This window comes from Bradyrhizobium sp. WD16 (genome assembly GCF_024181725.1).
Lineage (GTDB): Bacteria > Pseudomonadota > Alphaproteobacteria > Rhizobiales > Xanthobacteraceae > Bradyrhizobium_A.
On record NZ_CP028908.1, the window covers coordinates 3,574,869 to 3,596,280 of the forward strand.

A 21,412-nucleotide genomic window follows, 5' to 3' on the forward strand; every position below is an offset into this window, starting at 1 on the left:
CAGACGCTTCTTTTCGATCGGTGTGGTGCGTTAAAGGCAACACATTCGATCGTCGGAATCTCAAAAAACAAGCATATTTCTGCTTTGCTGCATAAAGGGTATGCAGCCGCCAATTTAGCGCTTGCTCCAAGGAGGCGATCGCCGAATAGATTGCAATGTGAGGTGTGAGCGTCATGCGAGAAGCCATCAGTATTGTCTTCATCGGGCATTTTCGCGCGGATAGCTTTTGCGAATTCGTCGACCATCGGGCTCGTCGGCTACAGCTCGATGTCGTGATGGAAAGAGCGGGCGACGAACGCATTGAGGTCAGGGTTGCGGGGCAGCCGGACCTGATCGATGCATTCGAGATGGCGTGCAGCCTCGGACCGATCGATTGCGTCGTTCGCGAGGTCGAGCGCGAAAGCTGATTGAATGCGAATCGCTTTTGGCAGCGGCTGTCATCGCAGTCGCGGGCGTTCTTCCTCCGGGCGATGCCGCGGCGGTGCGTGAACAGTGGAGTAGCGGATGGAGTTCGATCCCGGTTGGTATCCGGTCGGTCTCAGTGGGGGATTGGCGCCAGGTACCCTGGCGGGCACGCGATTGTTCGGTCGAGAGCTCGTTATCTGGCGCGACGCGAGCGGCGCCTGCCACGCGTGGGAGGACCGCTGTCCTCACCGCGGCATGCGACTGAGCTTCGGCTTCGTCCGCAACGACCACATCGCGTGCCTCTATCACGGGTGGCAATTCGATGGTGGAGCGCGGTGCCGCTACATTCCTGCGCACCCGGATCTCGAAGTGCCCGGTTCGATCTGCGTCGCAACCTATGCCGCGGTCGAGCGGCTGGGTATCATCTGGGCCTACAGCGAGGTGAATGTCGACGAGCCGGGCGTCGCCCCGCCTGATGAATGGACGCCGGTCACGCCGGTGCGCAGCCTCTCCGTCGATGTGTCGCCCGCAGGCGTGCTCGAAATGCTGAGCGAGACGCCCGCCAAGCGGACCGGCACGGCATGGACGCGAGCCTGCGGCGGCGACACGGTCATCCTTGCGCTGCAGCCGGTCGCGTCGAACGAAACCGTCCTCCATCTCGTGGTCGCTGGAGCGCCGGAGATCCATCGCGGCGCCGGCCAAAAACGCGTCTCTGCCTGGGGCGAGGCGCTCCGTCGCCAGCTCGAAGCGCGAGAAAACACATCGATTCCCAGCGTCTGGCAGGGGGCGGCTTGGTGAGCGAGATTCTGCTTTACGATTTCGAGCTCGACGAGAACTGCTACAAAGTGCGGCTGATGCTTTCGATGCTCGGCCTCGGTTACCGGAAGATCGCGGTCAACATGTTTCCAGGTCGCGAGCATCTCCAGCCGTCGCTGCTGGAGCTTAACCCGCGCGGCAGCCTGCCGATCCTCACAGACGGCGAGGTGGCGCTGTGCGAGGCCGAATCAATCCTCGCTTATCTGGTCCGGGCCTACGACGGCGGCGGCCAATGGCTGCCGGGGGAGCCGAAGCATTTCGGCCTGGTCGCGAGCTGGCTGCAGTTTGCCAGCCGTGAACTTCACGCGGCCTGGATGCTGCGCCGACACGCTGTGCTTGACGAACCCGCTGACGCGACGGCGCTCTGCGCCGTGGTTCGCAGGGCCTTCAGATTGATGGAAGATCACATGACGGCGCGTGGGTTCGACAATGCCGAGTGGTTCGTCGGCGATGGGCCGTCATTGGCCGAGATCGCGCTGTTTCCCGCGATCGCCCTGAGCCGGGATTTTGGTGTCGACCACGAGGCCTATCCGGCATTGCGGCGCTGGATGCGCCGAGTACGCTCGATCCCCGGTTTCCTGACAATGCCCGGAATTCCGGACTACTACTGAGCAGAGCTGCGCCATTCAGATTCCACACCAGGCAGAGACGACATGACCCGATCTCGACTGACCCGCTTTACAGTTGCGCCGCTCCACTCCATGACGCGTCGTCTCGCTGACGTCGCCGCCGGTCGTGTGGCGCCGGATCTCGTCATTGCGGGTGCCCGCATGCTCTCGACCTATTCCGAACGTTTGATCGACGGTCGTGAAATCTGGATTAGCGGCGGCCGCATCGCGGCGGTCAAGCCGGCCGGCAGCTGCAAGAAAACGGCCGGCAATGTCCCTATCTACGACGCCGCGGGCGGCATCATCGCGCCGGGGCTGGTCGATCCGCATATCCACATCGAATCCTCGATGGTCACCGCATGCGCTTACGCCGAGGCCGCATTGCTCAACGGCACCACGACGATCTTCTGCGACAGCCATGAAATCGGCAACGTCATGGATGTTGCCGGGGTGGAGGCGATGCTCGAGGACGCCCGTGAGGCGCCACTCTCGATCTTTCTCACCGTTCCGAGCACGGTGCCGGCGACCTCGCCGGAATTCGAGACCGCGGGTGGCGATCTGACCGCCGACAAGATCGCCGCTCTGTTCGACCGTTGGCCGGAGGCGGTCGGCCTCGGCGAGAAGATGGATTTCGTGCCCGTCACGATGGGCGACGAACGCAGTCACGCGATCCTGGCCGCGGCGCTCAAGCGCGGCCGTCCGGTCTCGGGGCACGTCTATGGTCGCGAATTCGTCGCCGCCTATGCCGCGAGCGGGGTCACCGACACCCACGAAGCCATCGATCGCGACATCGCGGATGACCTGCTGGAGGCGGGGGTGTGGCTGTTCCTGCGCGGCGGGCCCCCGACGACGCCCTGGCACAGCCTGCCCGAGGCGATCAGAACCATCACTGAACTCGGCGCATCGCACAAGCGTGTCGCGGTCTGTACCGATGACCGCGATGCCGACGATCTGCTCCACTTCGGTCTCGATTGGGTGGTGCGGCAGGCGGTCAGGGCTGGCATGTCGCCGGAGCAGGCATGGTCGATGGGCTCCTTGCATGGCGCTACGCGGTTCGGGGCGGAGAACGAAATCGGTGGTCTCGGCGGTGGCCGGCGCGCTGATCTCGTCCTGATGGACGAAGCTCTCAAACCCCAGTCGACCTGGTACGGAGGTGAACTCGTTGTCGACCGGGGCCGGATCACCGCGGTGCTCGATCAGGCGCTGTCGCATCGTTATCGGTATCCGAAGGCAGCCTACGCGACCGTCAAGCTTCCGACGGAGGTCAAGTTGACCCCGGAGCTGCCGGCCAGAGACTGTACCGTCAACGCAATCCGGACCGAGTTGCCCGGCATCACGCTGGCTCACCACCGGATGACCATCGAAGCGGCAACAGACTGGCCAACCCTGCTCCAGCGCCATGGCCTGTGCTTCGTTGCGGTGGTCGAGCGGCACGGCAAATCGGCAGGCAACGTAGCGCACGGCCTGCTCAAGGATTTCGGCCTCACGCGCGGAGCGGTGGGCTCGAGCGTCGGTCACGATAGCCACAACATCATCCTCGCCGGCACCAATGAGGAGGATATGCAGGTCGCGCTCGAGGCGATCAGGCAGCAGCAGGGCGGCGTCTGCGTCGTCGCCGACGGCGAGGTCAAGGCTCTCGTGCCGCTGCCGATCGCCGGACTGCTGTCCGACAAACGCGTCACGGTGGTTGCCGAAGAGGTAAAGCGCCTGAAGCAGGAGTGGGTCGAAGCGGGTTGCACCATTCCCTACATGGGATTCAACCTAATTCCGCTGTCGGTGATCCCGGAGATCCGCATCACGGACAAGGGGCTTGTGCTGGTGCCCGAAATGCGTCGGGCCATGTTGTTCGAATAGCGGAGCAGCCCCCAGGATATGGACCCGCACCGGCTCGGCCCGATCTCGACCCGTCTGCACTATTTTCAGCGCGTCGCCCGACTTGGTTCGATCGGGCAGGCGGCACGGCTCCTGAACGTCGCGCCGTCGTCGATCAGTCGCGTGGTGAGTTCGCTTGAGGAGGAACTACGGACTCCGCTGTTTGAGCGCGTTCGCCAGCGCCTTAAGCTGACCGGCGCCGGTGAAATCCTGCTGTATCGGACGCGGGCAAGCGGAGGGCGTCATGGCCAGAGTGCGAGCTGTCGATGCCGCGGTGCGTGTGCTTGAGAAGGAAGGCGTCACCTGCGCGGTCGGGGTTCCCGGCGCCGCGATCAACCCGCCCTCTTCGGCGCTGAAGGCGCGCGGTAGGATCCGCCGCATCCTGGCGCGACACGTCGAGGGCGCTTCCCACATGGCCGAGGGATACACCCGGGCGGCGCCTAGCAATGTCGGGCTCTGTCTTGGCACGTCCGGTACTGCCGGCACCGACATGGTCACGGGTATCCATTCAACCGCAAATCTTCAGCCCGCGAGAACTGGTCAGCGGGCTGTCTCAGGACATGACCGTGCTTCCCGGCGATCTGATCTGCTGCGGGACCTGGCTCGGCGTTGGAACCATGAAGGACGCCGTCAACCGGATGACGATCGCGATCGACGGGATTGGCGAACTGCACAACGAATTCCGGCAATGAAGGCGTTGCGAACCGTCGACGGCGTCAATCGTTGAGATCGTCTCCCCTGATCTTCTTGCATGGGGTCGCACTGGTCGACGATATTCGCACCAGCCGTTCCATGGAATTGGCGACGCGCTGGAGATCCTTCCGGGACAGAAAGCGCAAAGTCGCACGCGGATAGGCCTCGCAGAACTCCGACAGTGTCGCCGCTGTTGCGGCGATATTGTCCCGCTTGGGGATGACGGCGATGCCACCGTCGGCCAGCAGAAACGCGTCCTTGACGTTGGACATGCCGATGGCCGCCATGCAAATCTTGAAGAGATCCCGATAGGCTTGTGGCGGCTCGGGCAGGTCAGCAACGTTGAGCACGACGTCGCGGCTTTTGCCGCAGCTCTCGGCATGCGCGGGTCGTTCCGCTGCGAGGAGGAAGGCCGCAGCGACAAGCGCTGCTGCTGGTCGCGAAAGGCCCTTGCGCATGCCGCGGCTCATGTCGTCACTCGCCAACGCGGAGCAGCGCGGTCTGCTGATTGTCATTCCGGCTCGCGGGCGCGGGCAAGCCGTAGGTCGCTGCCGCGCAACGCTCCCAGGACAGCATCTGTGCGTGCGCCAGAGCGCCGGCCGAGAGGCGGTCCCGTACCTCGCGATCATCGGCCAGCACGGCGATGGCGCGCGCGATCGCGTCGACCGAGGGCGCGACAAGGAGGCCCGACTCCTCGCCGATGACCGCGTCAGGCACGCCGCCGATCTCCGTGGCGACGCTGGCGAGGCCGCCGGCCGCCGCTTCGAGGTAGACCAGGCCGAATCCTTCGACGCGTCCCGAAGAGTCCGGCACGCCCGTGAGGCAGAAGAAGTCGCTGGCGCCGTAAAGATCGCGGATCTCGCTGTCCGGTCGCGGCCCCAGCAGCCGGATGTCGCAGTCCGACGATGCGCAGAGTCCTCGCAGTTCGCCGACGTAGTCGCTCTCGCCATCCGGGCCGATCACGAGCCATATGATACGGCGGCGCAGCGCCTCCGGCAAACGGACCAGCGCCGCCAGGGTCATGTCGTGGCCTTTGCGACGTGTCAGGCGGGCGACAGTCACCATCACGATGCTGCTGTCGGCGATGCCATAAGCCCGTCGCGTAGAGTCCCGTTCCCTGCGCTGGCCGAACCAGTAGCTTGAAACCCCAAGCGGGATGGCCTTGACGCGCTGCGGCTCGATGGCGAAGCGTTGGCGAAACAGATCGCGCGTGTAGCGGCTGTTGGCCGCCACCACGGTGCGGGGACCGAAGACACCAGCGCTCCGAATGGCCAAGCGCTTCGCCGGTGTCTGCGTCTCGTTGATCTCGGTGCCATGCACAGTGACCACCAGGCGGGCGCGCGTTCGGTTTCGCGCCAGTCCCAGCGGGATGAAGAATGGCCAGTCGGCGGCATGGACCACGTCATAATCGTGCGCTGCGATCTGGCGCCGTGCGAGCATGATCTTCGCCGGAAGATGGCGCATCGAATGCAGGCCGCCCTGAAATCGCAGGACCTGGAACGGCAAGTCTCGATCGTGCGACGAAGTCTCGCTGAAATAGTCGGGGGCAATCACCGTAAGGCGCGCACCGAGGCTGGTCGCCGCCGCGGCAATCTCACGCACATAGGTGCCGATACCGCCGGTCGCCGGCGCAAATTCGCTGGTCAGCAGGAGAATATTCACGACACCCTCTCAGCAGGAGGCTGGAGTACCGACCATCCGGCGGGAATTCTGGATTTCCTGATGGTAGCGGAAGACACGGGCAAGTTGCGTGCCCGGCGTGAAGCTCTCGATTTCCTCGGCAATGCCGACCGGATCGAGGGCGCCGCGGACGATCGCGCCTCGGATCTCGACAAAGCGTCCTGCGAGCTGCTCGATCATCACCTCTCGCGATTCACTGCGTGGCACCAGAAAACCGCTTTTGCCGTCGCGGATGACGGCCTCGAGCTGGGGCAAGTGAGTGGCAACGACCGGGCGGCCGACCGCGAGGGTCTCGAGAACGAAACGCGGCATGCCCTCGAACTCGGATGTCAGAATCCCGCAATGGGCTCCGGCCAGCGTCGCCGCCATTCCGATGGCGTCCTTGAAGCCGTGCCGGATCGTTAGGCTCTCGATCGCGCTGAACTCCGCGAAACGATGGGGATCGCTGGTCCCGATGTAATGGAACTCGACCTTGCCGTTCAGCCGCTGGCGGACAAGGTCGATGGCTTTGAACATCAGCGGCGGGTCTTTGAACTCGTCGAGACGCCCGGCGAAGACGATGCGGAACGGCTCGATTTCCCCGGGGAAGGGCCGTGGTTCGAAGATCTCGGTGTTTACCCAGGTCCACAGGGTGTCGATCTTTTCCCGTTGCCTGGGATAGGTTTGCTGCAGGCGCTCGGTGATGAAGGGATTAACGCAAAGAAACCGCTCGCTCGCGTTGACGGCGAAGCGCTCGCCGGCATTGTGCACGAAGGAATATTTGCGCAACAGCGAATCCATCTGCAGCTTGGGAGCGCCCTCGCCGTGGAGCATCTGGATGAACGGCAGCCTCAGGACCGCGGGCAACCAGGAAAACTCGACGCGGCGGAGGTCGACCGTGCAGCGACGAGCGCGCAGCAGCCTGGCGATGGTTCCGAAATTACGCACCAGTGCGACGAAGAACTGTCCTGTCAGCGAACTCCGGATGCTGCGCGCCGCCTCGCGAGCCTGCTGGTCCGAATAGCGCAGGATCGGGAGGAAGTCGAAGGTGCGGCCACGAAAGGTCACCTTGTGAATTCGTCCGAGCTCCATGTCCCCGATCGAATCCACGCCGATGAACAGAAGATCGGTATCTTCGGGATGAAAGGTGATGAAGTCCCGGATATAGGTTTCGAGGCCGCCAACCTTCTGACCGCGCGGATCGAACGGGTGAATCAGGCAGATGTTGTACTTTCGCTTCGCATAGCCGGCGTTGCGGGCGCGTTGGGCGAGCGTCAGGGGCGATATCATGCGGCTTTCCTCGTCCGAGCATTTACAATTTGGGGGAGGCTGCGGATCACCAGGCGGGGGATCGTCGCCATGCATTTCACGTAACGGGGCCCCAACCGCCGCGGGTCGCTCAACACGCGCCAAGCCCATTCGAGGCCGGTCTTCTGGGTCAAGCTCGGCGCCCGGTACTGGGTGCCCGCGATGAAATCGAGTGCGGCGCCAATACAGAGAAATCCGGTTCCGTCGAGTTCGTCGAGACACCGCGCCGCGAAGATCTCCTGACGCGGCGCGCCGAGCGCCACAAAACACAATCGCGCGCCGGACGCGCGGATCAACTCGATCGCCGCGTCGGCTTCCGCCGAATAGGGATCGAATCGCGGGCCGGGCGAATAGGTGCCGACTACCCTCAGTCCAGGGTAGCGGGCGGCCATGCGTCTTGCCGTTCGATGAAGCGTCAGGCGGCTCGAGCCGAGCAGGAAAATCGGAATATCCTCTCGTCCGGCCTCCTCGCACAGCGGGTGGACAAGGTCGGCGCCGGTCGTGCGCTTCAACCGCACGCCGGCGAGGCGGCCGAGCGCCACAATGGGAAAGCCGTCGGCCGTGACAAAGCGCGCGCGCCGGTAGGCGGCGCGAAAGTCGGGCTCGCGGGCAAGCTTTTCGACATGATCGAGATTGATCGTACAGACGCTGAAACTCTCGCCCGCCTGAGCCGCGGATACGATGGACGAGACAGCTTCCGACATCGTGTGAATGTTGATCTCGATGCCGTCGACGCTGAGATGGCGCCGCTGCATGTCTGCGTCCCGCATGTGGATCTCCGTCAATCGGCGCCGGCGAGCAGGAAAGTCGTCGTGCAGCGTATTGGAACCGGTTGCACGTTCGAATTCTGCGTTGCGGATTCGTCAGTCATCAAAACGAACCATTGCGACGCAACAATGGCGTCGTTCACGGCGGGATGCGGAACATAGCGGCATCACGTCGATATACGTTCGACGAAATGGAGATCTGCATGCGCACTGGAATTTCGCGGCGGCAAATGTTTGCGATGACTGCCGCAGCCGGCCTGGCGTTACGAGGCGGAACCGCGACGGCGAAGGCCGAGCAGAGCCTCGGCGCGGTGGCAGCAGCCAATGGCTTCACGTTCGGTTCTGCGGCCGGTCCGGTCATCGACAAGGATCTCGCGTATCGTGAGCTCTACACAACCCACGCGAAAATCATCACCACAGATATTGCGCTGAAAATGGGCACGATCGCGCCGCAGCCTGGTCCGAAGCAATTCGCGAGCGCCGATCGCCTGCTTCAATTCTGTGCACACGACAACATCCCGATGCGCGGCCATTGTCTGATTTGGAACGAGTGGGTTCCGTCCTGGATCAAGGCGATGAGCAAGGCGGAGCGACAGACATACTTCGATCAATATATCGAAGAGGTGGTTGGGCGTTACGCGGGCAGGCTGCAGTCATGGGACATCGTCAACGAGCCGTTCTGGCCAGGCCACAAGGCTCCCGGCGGATATCGACTGGGGCCCTGGTACGATGCTTTCGGAACCGACTATATCCGTCGTGCCTTCGAACGGGCGACGTCCGTCGACAGCAGGACGCCGTTCGTTCTGAACGAGGCGCAGACCGAGCGCGACGATGATGTCGGGCGCACGGTTCGCGCCGGGCTGCTACGCCTGGTCGATGAACTCAAGGACGCCGGCGTCCGGCTTGATGCGGTGGGCCTGCAGGGACATCTTCAACCGGGCTATCCGCATGATGCCGGACGGTTCGCCGAATTCGTCCACGCCCTCGGCGAACGCAAGGTCGACATCTATATTACCGAGTTCGACGTCCGCGACGATACCTTCCCCGACGACATCGCGGTGCGGGATGCGATGATCGCCGAAACCGCAGAGAAGTTTCTCAATACGGTGCTGCGGATTCCGGCGGTGAAGACCGTCATCACGTGGGAACTCTCCGACAACTATTCCTTCTATACGGATGCGGCACGCAAGGCGAATCCTCTGGCCGAGAGGCTGCCGCGTCCCCTGCCGTTCGACAGCGAGTTGAAGAAGAAGCCGCTGTATTATGCGATGGTTCGGGCCTTTCAGAATGCCCGGAAGGCGTGATGGTGGGGGGCATCACGCCTCCGATTGCTGGGTCCGCGGCCGCAGCAACTTGAACAGGGTGGGTACATAGAGGGTGGCGAGGACGATGGAATAGACGGCTGCGCCGGCGAAAATATGCGCAAACAGAGCGAGATAGTTTTCCGCCGGCGGCAGCGCGTTCAGCACCAGCGCCATCAGCGCGGCCGCCGGGACGATGCGTAGGAGATGACCCAGCGGCAGGGTCAGTCCGAAGCGCAGGAACCCGATGGCGAAGCTGGCGCCCGCCGCGAGCGCAGCCGACAGCACGGCGGCAACAGCACCGCCGACGATGCCCCACAACCAGATACAGACGACGCTGGCGATCACGGTCGTGACGGCGTCGATGGCTGCGACGACGGTTAAGAGCCCGGTCCGGCTGTGCAGAAGGAAGACCTGATCGCCGAAATGGGCGCGAAAGTTGCGGATGGCGCCCGCCAGCACCGAAAGCGGCAGGATCGCGAGGGTAACCTGTTGGAACGGCTTTGCGATCAGAAGTTGGACGAACTCCGTGCGCAGCATGTAAATGCCGACGACACTGGGCGCGAGGATCGCGACTAGAAGCGCACTGTTGTCGGCGAGCTGGCGCATCGCGGCCGTGCTGCCGCCTTCCTCCATCTGCCTGACAGCGATTGGATATGCCGCGGCGGTCACCAGCATGGCCGCGACGGCGGCGGCGCGCTGGCCGAGACCGTAGCCGACCGCGAACAAGCCGGCGGCGGCGACACCCTGCATTTCGTCCACGATGAAGCGGGAGGCATTGAGCCCGACCCAGCCGAGGGCACCGCCGATGATCAGCGGAATGCCGTATTGCAGCGAATGACGGACGATCTTGCGGTCGACCGGCCAGAGGCGGTAGCCATGGCCGATCTTCGGCAGAACGGCGGCGACGGCGACGAATTGCGCGACCGCGTAGCCGGCGAGCGGCCATTCCGGCTCGTGACCGAGTATCCTGATCAGGGCGACGCCGAGGACAAACCCCACCGCGGGGCCGACGATCTGCTGGACCGAATAGACGCCGATCTGGTGCTGTACGCGCGCTCGCTCGCCGATATAGAGGTTGAGGGAGCGCGACACGACGTAGGCGACGACCGCGATGAGCAGGGCAGGGCTGGCATCCGGGGCGATGAGGAGCAGCAGGATCGCGACCACGATGGTGCTCTGACCCAGGACCGAGCCGAGAAGGACCGCATTCTCGGTTCGATAGAAGCTCTGGCGAGATTCGTCACCATCGAGGAAGCGGCCGAAGAAGCGCAGCGCATATTGCGACCACCACGAAATAAAGCCGATCTGGAGCAGTTCGTGGGTCGCGGTGATGAGGGTGATCACGCCGACTGTCTTCTCGTCGACGATATGCGTCCAGACGACCATGGCGATCAGCTGGAACAGTGGGCCGACGACCTGTGCGGGAAGATAGAGCAGGGTCTGTTTCAGAAGCATCGCTCAGGCTCCTAGCCAGCCGGCGACGCGGGCCGATGCGAGCGCCCGGACGGCCATGAGGGCGCTGATGCTGGTCAGCGCGGTCACGCCATAGGCGGTGAGAGAGGCTGTCAATGCACTGGACGCATACAGCGAAGTATGGTCGCGCAGAAGCCAGATGACGAAAATGTGCCAGAGATAGATGAAATAGCTGCCCGAGCCGAGGGCGGCGAGGAAGCGTATGGTCGGACGCACCGCGACCAGCGCGACGCAGAACATCGCGGCATAGGCGAAATAGGCGGTTGAATCGTAATCGGCGGCATCGCCGATCTTGAAGATCCGCACGGAGGCATAGACCGCGTAGGCGCCTAAAGTCGTCATGATCGCGACCGCACGTTTGCCGCGAAGAAGTGGCTCGAGATCGAGGGTGGCGAACAGGACGCCAAGGGCAAAGAAGCCGAACCAGAACGGCAGGTCCCGCATCCGCGCTTCCTCGATAACGGAGGGCGTAAAGGCGAGACGGGTCAGTAACGGATCAAGATAGCTGCCGCAGAGCAGGCCGAGCACGATCGCGAACAGCATCAGCGCTGCGAGGGCGTCGTGCATCTGGCGGCTCGAGCTCACTGTCCGGAACGCCAGCCAGGACAGGATTACGCAGCCGATATAGACGAAGACATAGTAGTAGACCGACACGTAGGCGAGCACGAAGCGCGCGGCAGTCGTCGTGATGCGATGATCCATCGCCGGATTGTGGGCCGCCATGTAGAGATAGGCGGCGACGAATGCAACGGCGTAAGGGATGAGCGTCGCCATCATCCGCTTGCGAAGCGGCACGCGCCCGGAGCGTGCCGTTAGAACGCCTGATGCGAACAGGAAGACCGGAACGCAAGGGCGCAAAGCGGCATCGATCAGCAGCGCCGAGGAAGTGCCGAGCGGCTGCTGCAGCGAATGAATGCCGATGACCATGAGGATCGCGATGCCGCGCATGGTGTCGATGGCGGAATCGCGGCCGGCCCGCGCAAGTGCGGCGGGGGCGGAGCGATGCCGCTCCAAGACTGTCGCCAGAACCGTCAATGCGTCGCCTCCTGAACCGGAAGCGCCGGTGTCGGTGCGGCGGGCGGCACGGCGGGATGGCCGGCGCCGGAGCGGCCAAAGGCGCGATTGAGGTGCTGGCGCAGTGGGGTTTCGAAGAACCGGTAGGACAGCACGCTGGCCGCCATGAGCGCCAGCACCGCAATCGGAATAAGTGTGAGCCGGCCCCCGGGGATCCAGCTCGGCAGATGACGCGCCCCAAAGGTCAGCACCACAGTGGCGACTGGAACGTGGAGCATATAGCAGGAGTAGGTCAAATGTGACCAGCGATGCAGTCCGAGTTTCGTTAGCGGTGTCGAATGCCCAGCGCAGTCGAAATGGATGGCCAGCAGGGCGATGGCGTACACCGCGAGAAGGCCGACCGATACCGAAAGATAGGAACCCAGCGCCAGAAACACGATCAACGAGGCGGGCAGGGCGAATGGATGAATGCGCCAGCGGGAGATCCAATCGCGGAACAGGTAGCTGGCGACACCAAGGTCGAAGGCGGGCAGTGCGCGGAACGCACCTCCCTGGTTGATCCACTCCGCCCAGGGTTCGCTTCTGGCGGCCAGCACCCATAGGCAGTTTGCGGCGACCGGAAGCACGACGAGAAGCAGTGCGAACTCCTTGCGCCTGAGGCAGAGCGCGGCAATCGCCGGAAAGGCGAGATAGCAGAACATTTCTGCGGACAGCGACCAGCTCGGGAAATTGAAAGTCAGCCGCTCGCCCCAGAGCGAATGGAGAAGGACCAACTGGGCGGGAAGGTCAGTGAACGGGTAGCGGTCCGGATTGTCCGATCGGACCATGCCGAAGTGAATGGCCAGCGCCAGAACGACGTAGAAGAGCAGCGTCGCGACATGAAGAGGATAGATCCGGGCCAGCCGACGCCAGACAAAATGGCCGACCGAGCGGGCGCTGTCGACGCTGTCGAGATACTGGCTGGCGATCACGTAGCCGGAGATCACGAAGAAAAGGTCGACGAACAGGTTGAAATGCTGGGTATGGATCAGCAGGAAATTGCCGATCGGCTGGCTCCTGGCGTAGTCCGAATAGTGGAGCGCCACGACAGCTCCGGCGGCGATGATGCGCAACGCATCGAGATGACGGGCGGACATTCTGCTGACTTGCACGTGATGCGTTCCAAATGACGTGATTTGGGGCAGGCAGCTCTGGCACCGGGGAGCGTCCGTGACGGGCGTGAAAGGCTGCTCGTCAAGTCGTCGGCCCCTGTTGCCGCGGCTCCAATTCGGTCCGGGTCGTTGTTGATGTTCGCTGCTCTGCAAGTTTCGTCATCAGTTCGATGGCCGCGGCACGGTCGCCGAGCGCCAGCTCGTTCCAGCGTTGCAGATTGCGTGAGGCGAGTGAAACGTAGGTGGCGCGCCAGCCCGGTTGGTCGACGGCATTGGCGATCGTTGACGCGGCGGCGGCGGGATCGCTCGTGTCGATGAATATCCCCGAATTGCCGAGGATCTCACGGAAAATGGCGTCTTTCGGTGCAACGATCGGCAGTCCGGCATATTGAGCTTCCAGCAGGGGCAGCCCGAGACCTTCCTCGTGTGACGTACAGATGAAGACGTCGGCGTCGTCGAGAAGTCGTCGGGCCTGTTCTGTCGTTTGATAGCCGTGCAGCTTGACGCCCGGACAGGCGGCGAGCGCGTCCCAGTCCGGGCCCCAGCCACGACGCCCGGCGATGTCGAGCGTCGCATCGGCAAAGCCAAGGCGGCGCAGGGCGGTGAGAATCCGGGCGGCGGCCGCCAGGTTCTTCCGCGGCTCGACTGTGCCGAGCGCGATCAGTCGCAGTGCCATCGGCTGTCCGGTGCGGGTCGGGCGCGCGGCCGGATCGAGCTCGAAGACATTTCGAACCGGAGGACGATAGAGCGTGATCTGGGCATCCGGCCGACAAACGGCTGCGAGCTTCGTTCTGGTATCGATCGAATTGACCAGGAAACGGGGATAGGAGCGCACGACCAGTTCGAACGGTTTCGACATGTAGAGGCGGGCGCGCCAGTTGAGATCGGCTTGCCGCGACAACAGAAAAAGGTCGTGAATATAGGGGAGAACGCGGTCGGCGAACGGCAACAACAGCGGACTGGGCGGAAAGCCAGGGCAGAGGAGGATCGACCGCGAGGCAGCCAGCTGCAGCGGCAGTTGGAAGGACTGGGTGGCGATCATCCGCAGCTTGCTGCTCGCGGTTACCGGAATGATCTCGAGGGGCGCCAGCGCCGATGGCGAGAACAGCTCGAGCGTGATGCGCTCCAGGCCGGTGACGTGGCGCCCGAGGTGCGTGTGATCGACATAAATGGCCATGCAAGCTCCCGGTCCCGCGCCCTGTTATGCTGATTGCTGCCGGTCGCCGCCGGCGCCCGTTCCTCGACGCTGGACGGCGGCAGGCGCGGACGGTCGATCGCGCGGCAGAAGCAGCGCAATCAGAACGACGAACTGCGCGAGCTGGATGTTCTTCGAAGAAAAGCTCACGGAACTCGCGGCGATGATGGCGATCAGCAGGAAGATGACGGTGACCGACCGCTCGGAACGCCGGAAGATCTCGACGAAGAGGGCGATCAATCCGAACGTGAGCAGCGCGGTATGAATGGCGCCGAACTGGACAGTGCTCGCGATCCAGAAATTCTCGATGCCGTAAGTCAGTCCGAGCTGGCTTTGAAGTGCGCTCACCCGGGCTTGATTCGGACCAAGCAGAAGCTCGCTCAGATCGAAGTGGGAAAGGAGGGCGACGGTCGCGACGCGGGCGTTGGCGCTGCCCTTGTCGGACGAAAAGCGCAGAAGCATCTTGTCGAAGATTCCGAGGTCGAATGCGGCGGACAGGGCCGCGATGACGACGAACAGCACGCATATGGCCGCAATCGCCGTCGGCAGCGACGTACGTCCGCCGCGAAGCATCCTGAGCATTTCGATGGCGCCGAGGCTGCCGAGAACCAGGAGCACGAAGACGAGGGCGGTGCGCCCGCCAAAAGCCATCAGCGAGCCGAGGCAGAAGGCGATCAGCGGCAGACGAAGTGTCGGCGCCGGACAGATCCGGGGGCGTAGCACGAGCGAGAGAATATAGGCCGCGACGAGACCCGAGGCGGTGAGTGGATGGCCCAGCAGGGCCGACGAGCGCCATTCGCCGTACACCACCAGATCGCCGCCGAGGCTCAGCGGGAACAGTCGATGTCCGGAGAAGTACTCGTAATAGCCGAGCACGACGTTGAGCAGGATCGTCAGATGCAGGGCCCAGACCAGCGGGCGCCTCTGTGCAGGCGAGAGCCGCCAGATCACCAGACAGAGCACCACAGGCAGAAGGAAGGTATCGATGATGACGGTGAATGGCCGTTCCAGCACGAACATCTGGATGAGCAGGAACGACCAGAACAGCAGGTGGACGAGAATCAGCTTGGCGCCGGACAACATCCGGTCGAGTTCCTCGATGGGATTGCCATTGCGAAAGAGAAGGATGATGAGGGCGAGAAACGCCGCATATGTTGTCGGATGCAGCTTTTCATAGAATGCGCCGCCCGTCGTCAGATAGTGAATCTTCCAGCTGGTCAGCATCGCCGCCGAGAGGGCGTAGACGCCGATGACGACAAGCACCATCAAGCCGGTGACGATGAAGTCCATCGGCAGGGCCGAGGCCGTAGTATTCGAGACGCTGCGTCCCGGGGGGAGCCGGGAGGCGCCGCTTGGTATGCGGTGACGCTGGGGCAATTTCGGCGCAAGCGGCCGGCCGACAACGGGTACCGGCAGGGAGCGCGGCTGCTTCACCGGTTCGCTCCAGGGCTGAGCGCCGGAGCTTCGTAGGGTTTGAGATAAGCCGAGCTCAGATAATAGTCGTAGAACTTGAGCCGGTGGAGATCGACGCGCGTCAGCACGGTTCCGAGCAATCGCCCATAGACCGGTGCGAGCAGGTTGATCGCGTGGGAGACGACATCGACCGGGGTCTGATTCCACGCAACCGACAGAATGATCCGGTCGGACATTTCGGCCAGGGCGCGACCGTCGACCAGGGGAACCAGGGGCGGCGAGTCGATAATGATGAGTTCGAAATGATCGCGCAGGTGATCAAGAATGTCCCGCATCCGTTCGGAGAAGATAAGTTCGGATGCAGCCTCGATATTCTGCACCGGAAGTGATGGCAGGATGGACAGCCCGGTACTGCGATCAAGGAGGATCGCCTGATCCAATGGAGCGTCGCCGATAGCGATGTCCATCAGGCCGATTTCGGCGTGCGGGCAGAGTGATCGCGTCAGCTCCGGATTGCGCAGGTCGCCATCGATCAAAAGGGTCTTGAGACCGAGCGAAGCCAGCGACTGCGCCAGATTTGCCGCAAGCGTCGTCTTCCCCTCGCCGTCGACGGCGGAGGTAACCATGAAGACCTTGACCGGTTCGGCCAGGAGGGCGCGCTGGACCGACAGCCTTACGGCGCGAATGGCTTCGGCGAAAAAGGTTCCCGGCTCTTCCATCGCATAGCGCAGCAGGGGGGGCTGGAGCGCTGCTGGCAGCAGTCGGGCGGTTCGGGAGTCATAGTGATCGAGGGCACGCCGACCGCGTTTGGCCAGCGCCGCAAGTTCCCGCGTGCCGATCAGCGGAATGGCCGCGAGGGCTGGAATGCCGGTCGCGCTCTGGGTCTGCTCGAGCGTCTTGACCCGACGGTCGAGATAGTCGGCGAGAAATGCCAGCACGCTCCCGAGACCGAAACCGACGATCAGCGCGAGGCCAAGAATAAGCGAACTCTTCGGCCAGGACGGCACGATGGGGACGCTGGCCTTGGTGACCACCCTCGAGTCGGGCATCTCGAGACTCTCCTGCGCCGCGGTGTCCTTGTAGCGCGCGAGATAGGATTCATAGAGGGTGCGGGTCGCCTCGGCTTCGCGTTGCAGCTCCCGCAGTCGCACCTGTGCCTGACCCGAGGCACTCGAGACGTCCTGCGCCTGGTCGAGGTTCTTCTGCAGCGACGCTTCCCGTGACAGCGCGACTTCGTAGTCGTGCTGGGTGCTGTCCATGATCCGCTTGATTTCCGTGTCGATCAGCCGTTGCGTGTCTCGCAGCTGGGCGCGGACGTTGGCCACGAGAGGATGGTGCGGTCCGTACTTGCTCGACATGTCGGCCAGATTCTTGGCGATGTCGGCATACTGGGTTCGTAGCCGGGTGATCAGGTCCGACGTGACGGCGGCGTTGATCCCGCCGGCATCCTTGCCGGACTGGGCCAGCTTCTGGACTTGGTCGAATTTCGCCTTGGTTTCGGCCGTCTGGCCCCGCGCTGCGATCAGCTGGTTGTTGAGATCCGTTATTTGCTGGTCGTTGATGGTCACGCCCTGCGAGACGGCGAGATTGTTGGCCGAGCGGAAATCGGCGACCGCCTTTTCGGCCGCGAGCACACGCGACTTCAAGGTGTTGATCTGTCCGTTCAGCCAGTCCGCGGCGATTCGGGTCGCCTCGTTCTTGGCTCGGACCTGCTCGGCGAAATATTTGTCGGCGATCGCATTGGCGATTCGTGCCGCCTTGGTCGGCTCTACCGAGCTCACATTGATGTCGACCAGGAACGTCGTGCCCTGCCGCACGACTTTCAGGCGTTTCTGAAGAATGTCGACCGCCACAGCCCTGGCGGCCTCTTCGGCGCTGGCGCCGCCGGCGGGGGCGCTTCGGGCGAACAGTCTCTTGATCGGGTCCAGCAGACCCGGCCGAGGCTGAAACTCGGGATCCTTGGTCAGATCGAGCTGGCCGACCACGCTGGACAGAATGGCGATGGACTGGATCATGAGAGCCTGGCTCTCGATCGTGGCATCGTCGGTTCCGAAATTCGAGAGCACCGTCTGGTTGGTATCGACGACATTGGCCCGGCGGGGGTCCACGAGCACCGTGGTGGTCGCAGTATATAATGTGTCGGTGGAGACGATGTAGATCACGGCGCAAACCAGCAAAGCCAGCGGAACTGCGGCCAGCATCTTCCAGCGTCGAAGCAGAATGCGAGCCATCTCGCGCAGATCGACCGTCGCCGGGTTCTCGCCGTGCTCTCCGGCCGGGAAAGCCGGAACGGGATAGTCGAAGTCAGAACTGCGCTGTAACATTGATTCCAACCTGATGTTTCTCGAAGCTGAAGACCGGGATGTCGCTGTCGCGCTTCAGGTAGCGGTGAAAGACGGAAACCGATGCAAATCGGTTCATCAGGTATTTGATGTTGGAATCCGTCGAGATGACATTGTCTTTGCGCAATTGACCGACGAAGCGATCCCGCTCGAAGCTCCCGGCCAGCGACACGACGACGTTGCGCAGCAGCTCGTAGTCGAGCCCGAGTTGTACAGCATTGGCGAGGACGCCGGTCGAGCCGGTCTCGGCCGTCTCGGTGACGATCTGTTCGGCTTTGAAATGGACATCGAGCAGGCGGGTCGGGCTCCAGGTCAACATCGCCCGATAGGTCGGTCCGGCGACCGTGCCGATGGTCGGGTCGACGAAGCGCTGTTGCACATAGCCGCCGCCGAATTCGGCCGTAATCAGGTGGGTGAGGCCGATTGTGACGCCGGAAAGAACCCTGTATCCGTCGGAATCGAGTGGATGACCCACGGTGCCGCGAAGATTGCGCTGGTTGCCTTCGACGCCCGCGAACCAGCCCAGGATCGGCGAAAAGGCGTAATCGACGCGGCCATGAAGCGTGTAGATCTGGCCGTCGCGAGAGCTCTGGTCGATCGCCGAACCGTCCTGTGCGCGGGTTGTGCCGTAGGCATAGGAGGCGGCGCCCATCCCCACGGACGTGGTCAGGCGATTGAATTCCTTGCGGACGCTGACGTCTCCCGAGAACAGGTCATAGGGTGTCGGCTGGACGGCATTGACCGGCGAACTCAGCGTGCCGACCCCCTCATTGAGGTGCGCCGCCTGGAATGCTGTCAGGACCATCAAATCCGGTGAGACATCAAGCCAAGCGTTGCCCTTAAGGCTGGCGTTTGTCTGGTTGAGGCCCGGATTCTGATTATACAGGATGGTCTGGGCATCGAGTTTGAGATCGATGCCGTGGCGTTCCCAAAGGGTATGGGCACGCAGGTTCGGTTCGACGACGGCGGCAATATCCGAACGCTTCATCACGTTGGAGGAAAAGATGTTGCTGTCGTAGAGAAGGCCGGCCGCTAGCGACGGATTGTACATCCAGGACCCGCTGCGGATGCCGATCGGCTCGTATCCCGGCTGTTGTCGAGTCTTCACCGGCATGTCCTCCGGTTGGATTTGTTCGCGGTAGTCCTCGCGGGCGTCACGATCCAACAGGTCCGGCAGCGGGGTTGGCTCGAACAGGCGCTGCGCGTTCCAGGGTGGAGCCACCGGGGTGAATGCGAGCGGAACCACCTGAGCTTGCGCAGGCGATGCCAGGCAAATCAGCAAAGGGACGGTGAGCGGAACGCCGGTCTGGAACCGGGCTCTGATAACGGAGGCAAGGTGTAGAGCGGACCCTAAAGTGCACTGGCCCACTTCGGGCAACCTCGACGTTTTCAACGCAATACGACTCATCGGGCGTTCCAAGCGGGAGAGATTCACGTTCGATGTCTGTGGCGAACATCTGTTCCTCGGCCATGCTTAAAACGTCATCGCGGCACGCTTCGAATTTGGGCTGTCGTTGAACGCTGATTGCGCAGAGGCGCCGCAACCCACACTTGCGGACAAGATCATCGCTGTGCTGCGTCCATTGGCGCACTCAACAATTCCGTAACGCACAAAAAGATCCTGCACTGCAAAGAGACCACAGTATGGCGATGCAGCGATCTATCGCGATGAACTGCGTCGGCGCGACTGCGAACGCAGAAGTGTCATTCGGCCGAACGAGTTTTCGTCCGACGTGCGCTCGAAGCGAAGCAGAATGTTCGAGTGAGCGTCGGCTTCGAGAGTCAGAAGTAGCGTTCTGGAATGCGAATGTTGTCGCCCGGGAAGACCGGAACCGGTGCATCCAATGCGTACACCTCTTCGACGGTGCTTCCCGCCCGCCGCAGATAGACCTTGTTCTCGTTGGCGCGATATGTGTAACCGCCGGCGCTTGCGACCGCGTCAAGGACGGTCAATCCGTTCCTGAAAGGATACTCGCCAGCCTTCTTGACCTCACCGAGGATATAGAAGGGACGATAGGCTGCGATTTCGACGTTCACTCGGGGGTCGCGAATGATTCCCTTTGAGAGTTCCGCAGCGATGGCGCGCTCAAGCTGACGCGCCGTTCGTCCTGCAGCCCTGACGCGACCGGCAAGCGGAACCGAAACGTAGCCGCCGCCATCGATTTCATATTCTCCGGTGATGTCCTGTTCGCCGTAGACCTTCACTCTCACCCTGTCGTTCGGTCCGAGAAGATAGCCCGACGACGATGCGTGCTGCGTCGTCGTCTGCGCAAAAGCGCCGGAATCAAGTCCGGAATCGGCAAGAAGAACGAAGCCTTGGAACAGCGTCAGCGCTGCGAGGTGCGCCAGTCGTTGCCGCATTGTGTGCTCCCGAAAGAAGATGGGGTGTTGCAACCGGCGTGAGCCAGTCGGTCGCGGAAAGATAGTCGGGCAAAAAAGGCAAAAACAAGTGGACTCAGCGCAGTTCCATGATCGAGGCCGATAATGAAGCGTGGTTCCCATTACATGGTGAACGTGAATGTATGCATTCGGCGTTGCCTGCTTCCGAACGCTGCAAATGGCACATGGCTCGCGTCGAAACGATGACTGCGCTTCATCTGCAAACCATGGTCATCGATCCCTCTGTCCTGAGTTTGAGCAGGCATGCGCATGAGAGTGGCAGCGCATGTAATCATGACGCGCTACATCCGCGGCCGCCGTCCTCGTTTGCGTGATCGGATGACCGAAATCGCAGCATCGCGAACGTGACCTGCTCCGACCGTCAGGAGCGCAAAAGCCAGATGAGGTACGCGATGATCATCCAGCCGATGACATTGGCGAGGATCAGGCCATTTCGGAGCTGACGACTGGAGCAGCGCATGGGCGATGGCGATGTCGTATCTACTTCATTCCCTTTATGTTGTGCCGGCGCGGGTAAGTACATCGGTTTTGTCGGCGCGTCGGGGTGGCCGATTCGATTGGCCTTGTCGGGCGCGGCGGTCATTGGCGGTCTCAAATCGCGTTAACGAATTTGCTTGTTGTGTGGAGCGCCCGGTCGGGAACAATGAACGAAGCGTCGCATGACGCCGGGCGGCGGGTTCCGCGCAAAGATATTCTGAAGCCGTGGCACTTTCTACATCGATCGGAGTTGCTCCTCTCCCTCTGGTGATTGCACGTGTCGTTCCGGGCCGTCGGACGCCGCGATTGTGCATGGCAGCTTGCGCGAACTGCAGTGCAACAAATCGACGACGACGACTAAGCCGCTCGCAATTCGCATCTTTTGTGCGCCGAGCATGAGCGTGACTGCATCGTGTGCGTGTGTCTGCCAAAAGTTTTCGCTTTGCCGCCGCATTTACTCCAAGAAAACTCGCAGAGTGACGGCCGACGTGGAATCGGATTTGTCGAGTTGATGT

The 21,412-nt window shown here is 62.6% G+C and carries 19 protein-coding genes and 2 pseudogenes; 8 read left to right on the plus strand and 13 right to left on the minus strand.

The window, feature by feature from the left end; translation table 11 throughout:
- The first annotated feature begins 173 nt into the window (after positions 1-173).
- The 7 genes and pseudogenes from DB459_RS16595 to DB459_RS16625 form a co-directional block, all read left to right on the plus strand.
- On the plus strand, positions 174-407 hold the full coding sequence (locus tag DB459_RS16595; RefSeq protein WP_253706351.1) for a hypothetical protein: 234 nt from the start codon (positions 174-176) through the stop codon (positions 405-407).
- A 97-nt stretch (positions 408-504) separates the two neighbouring features.
- A complete protein-coding gene (locus DB459_RS16600) occupies positions 505-1,203 on the plus strand; it encodes a Rieske (2Fe-2S) protein (protein WP_253706353.1) in 699 nt (232 codons plus the stop codon).
- The gene (locus DB459_RS16605) at positions 1,200-1,832 is read left to right on the plus strand and encodes a glutathione S-transferase family protein (RefSeq protein ID WP_253706355.1); all 633 of its coding nucleotides are present in this window, start codon (positions 1,200-1,202) and stop codon (positions 1,830-1,832) included. The genes DB459_RS16600 and DB459_RS16605 overlap by 4 nt, the downstream gene beginning before the upstream one ends.
- A 42-nt stretch (positions 1,833-1,874) precedes the next feature.
- Entirely contained in the window at positions 1,875-3,683 is a 1,809-nt protein-coding gene (locus DB459_RS16610; protein WP_253706356.1) for an adenine deaminase, read from the plus strand.
- An 18-nt stretch (positions 3,684-3,701) separates the two neighbouring features.
- Positions 3,702-3,989 carry a LysR family transcriptional regulator gene (locus DB459_RS16615; RefSeq protein WP_253706357.1) on the plus strand — a complete coding sequence of 96 codons (288 nt, stop codon included), beginning with the start codon at positions 3,702-3,704 and terminating at the stop codon, positions 3,987-3,989.
- Positions 3,946-4,212, plus strand: a pseudogene (locus tag DB459_RS16620) (thiamine pyrophosphate-binding protein); the annotation flags it as partial. The gene DB459_RS16615 and the pseudogene DB459_RS16620, both read left to right, overlap by 44 nt.
- A gap of 1 nt (position 4,213) precedes the next feature.
- Positions 4,214-4,393, plus strand: a pseudogene (locus DB459_RS16625) (fumarylacetoacetate hydrolase family protein); the annotation flags it as partial.
- 24 nt (positions 4,394-4,417) lie between these two features.
- On the opposite strand, the gene DB459_RS16630 reads toward DB459_RS16625, so the two are convergent.
- From DB459_RS16630 to DB459_RS16645, 4 genes are read right to left on the minus strand one after another with little or no spacing between them, the layout of a single operon-like run.
- Positions 4,418-4,864, minus strand: a complete 447-nt coding sequence (locus DB459_RS16630; protein WP_253706358.1) for a hypothetical protein — start codon at positions 4,862-4,864, stop codon at positions 4,418-4,420.
- Between the two features lie 4 nt (positions 4,865-4,868).
- On the minus strand, positions 4,869-6,056 hold the full coding sequence (locus tag DB459_RS16635; RefSeq protein ID WP_253706360.1) for a glycosyltransferase family 4 protein: 1,188 nt from the start codon (positions 6,054-6,056) through the stop codon (positions 4,869-4,871).
- A gap of 9 nt (positions 6,057-6,065) precedes the next feature.
- Positions 6,066-7,343 (minus strand): glycosyltransferase family 4 protein, encoded by a 1,278-nt coding sequence (locus DB459_RS16640; protein WP_253706362.1) that lies wholly within the window; start codon positions 7,341-7,343, stop codon positions 6,066-6,068.
- Positions 7,340-8,131, minus strand: coding sequence for a WecB/TagA/CpsF family glycosyltransferase (locus tag DB459_RS16645; RefSeq protein ID WP_253706364.1), 792 nt, complete (start codon positions 8,129-8,131; stop codon positions 7,340-7,342). Before DB459_RS16645 ends, DB459_RS16640 begins: the two co-directional genes overlap by 4 nt.
- Positions 8,132-8,193: 62 nt before the next feature.
- Here DB459_RS16645 and DB459_RS16650 point away from each other — a divergent pair, with 62 nt between their 5' ends.
- Positions 8,194-9,432, plus strand: coding sequence for an endo-1,4-beta-xylanase (locus DB459_RS16650; RefSeq protein ID WP_253706365.1), 1,239 nt, complete (start codon positions 8,194-8,196; stop codon positions 9,430-9,432).
- Between the two features lie 12 nt (positions 9,433-9,444).
- Here the strand turns inward: DB459_RS16650 and DB459_RS16655 are convergent, their stop codons facing one another.
- The 9 genes from DB459_RS16655 to DB459_RS16695 form a co-directional block, all read right to left on the minus strand.
- Positions 9,445-10,887 carry a lipopolysaccharide biosynthesis protein gene (locus DB459_RS16655; RefSeq protein WP_253706367.1) on the minus strand — a complete coding sequence of 481 codons (1,443 nt, stop codon included), beginning with the start codon at positions 10,885-10,887 and terminating at the stop codon, positions 9,445-9,447.
- 3 nt (positions 10,888-10,890) lie between these two features.
- Positions 10,891-11,940: an acyltransferase gene (locus DB459_RS16660; protein ID WP_253706369.1), complete on the minus strand. Its 1,050-nt coding sequence runs from the start codon at positions 11,938-11,940 to the stop codon at positions 10,891-10,893.
- Positions 11,937-13,031: an acyltransferase gene (locus tag DB459_RS16665; RefSeq protein WP_253706370.1), complete on the minus strand. Its 1,095-nt coding sequence runs from the start codon at positions 13,029-13,031 to the stop codon at positions 11,937-11,939. Before DB459_RS16665 ends, DB459_RS16660 begins: the two co-directional genes overlap by 4 nt.
- 121 nt (positions 13,032-13,152) lie before the next feature.
- Positions 13,153-14,019, minus strand: a complete 867-nt coding sequence (locus tag DB459_RS16670) for a glycosyltransferase family 4 protein (RefSeq protein ID WP_253706372.1) — start codon at positions 14,017-14,019, stop codon at positions 13,153-13,155.
- A 252-nt stretch (positions 14,020-14,271) separates the two neighbouring features.
- Positions 14,272-15,555: a VpsF family polysaccharide biosynthesis protein gene (locus tag DB459_RS16675; RefSeq protein ID WP_253706374.1), complete on the minus strand. Its 1,284-nt coding sequence runs from the start codon at positions 15,553-15,555 to the stop codon at positions 14,272-14,274.
- Positions 15,556-15,695: 140 nt separating this feature from the next.
- On the minus strand, positions 15,696-18,002 hold the full coding sequence (locus DB459_RS16680) for a polysaccharide biosynthesis tyrosine autokinase (protein ID WP_253706376.1): 2,307 nt from the start codon (positions 18,000-18,002) through the stop codon (positions 15,696-15,698).
- The gene (locus tag DB459_RS16685; protein WP_253706378.1) at positions 17,983-19,428 is read right to left on the minus strand and encodes an outer membrane beta-barrel protein; all 1,446 of its coding nucleotides are present in this window, start codon (positions 19,426-19,428) and stop codon (positions 17,983-17,985) included. The genes DB459_RS16680 and DB459_RS16685 overlap by 20 nt, the downstream gene beginning before the upstream one ends.
- A gap of 374 nt (positions 19,429-19,802) precedes the next feature.
- Positions 19,803-20,381 (minus strand): polysaccharide biosynthesis/export family protein, encoded by a 579-nt coding sequence (locus DB459_RS16690; protein WP_253706379.1) that lies wholly within the window; start codon positions 20,379-20,381, stop codon positions 19,803-19,805.
- Positions 20,382-20,781: 400 nt separating this feature from the next.
- Positions 20,782-21,003: a hypothetical protein gene (locus tag DB459_RS16695; RefSeq protein ID WP_253706381.1), complete on the minus strand. Its 222-nt coding sequence runs from the start codon at positions 21,001-21,003 to the stop codon at positions 20,782-20,784.
- Positions 21,004-21,412 lie beyond the last annotated feature (409 nt).

Excerpts from the sequence above, each read along its gene's own strand:
- DB459_RS16595 (WP_253706351.1), top strand. The coding sequence starts at position 174 with ATGCGAGAAGCCATCAGTATTGTCTTCATCGGGCATTTTCGCGCGGAT.
- DB459_RS16680 (WP_253706376.1), bottom strand. The coding sequence starts at position 18,002 with ATGTTACAGCGCAGTTCTGACTTCGACTATCCCGTTCCGGCTTTCCCG.
- DB459_RS16695 (WP_253706381.1), bottom strand. The coding sequence starts at position 21,003 with ATGACCGCCGCGCCCGACAAGGCCAATCGAATCGGCCACCCCGACGCG.
- DB459_RS16690 (WP_253706379.1), bottom strand. The coding sequence starts at position 20,381 with ATGCGGCAACGACTGGCGCACCTCGCAGCGCTGACGCTGTTCCAAGGC.
- DB459_RS16645 (WP_253706364.1), bottom strand. The coding sequence starts at position 8,131 with ATGCGGGACGCAGACATGCAGCGGCGCCATCTCAGCGTCGACGGCATC.
- DB459_RS16640 (WP_253706362.1), bottom strand. The coding sequence starts at position 7,343 with ATGATATCGCCCCTGACGCTCGCCCAACGCGCCCGCAACGCCGGCTAT.
- DB459_RS16630 (WP_253706358.1), bottom strand. The coding sequence starts at position 4,864 with ATGAGCCGCGGCATGCGCAAGGGCCTTTCGCGACCAGCAGCAGCGCTT.
- DB459_RS16600 (WP_253706353.1), top strand. The coding sequence starts at position 505 with ATGGAGTTCGATCCCGGTTGGTATCCGGTCGGTCTCAGTGGGGGATTG.
- DB459_RS16655 (WP_253706367.1), bottom strand. The coding sequence starts at position 10,887 with ATGCTTCTGAAACAGACCCTGCTCTATCTTCCCGCACAGGTCGTCGGC.
- DB459_RS16675 (WP_253706374.1), bottom strand. The coding sequence starts at position 15,555 with ATGGACTTCATCGTCACCGGCTTGATGGTGCTTGTCGTCATCGGCGTC.
- DB459_RS16610 (WP_253706356.1), top strand. The coding sequence starts at position 1,875 with ATGACCCGATCTCGACTGACCCGCTTTACAGTTGCGCCGCTCCACTCC.
- DB459_RS16615 (WP_253706357.1), top strand. The coding sequence starts at position 3,702 with ATGGACCCGCACCGGCTCGGCCCGATCTCGACCCGTCTGCACTATTTT.
- DB459_RS16685 (WP_253706378.1), bottom strand. The coding sequence starts at position 19,428 with ATGAGTCGTATTGCGTTGAAAACGTCGAGGTTGCCCGAAGTGGGCCAG.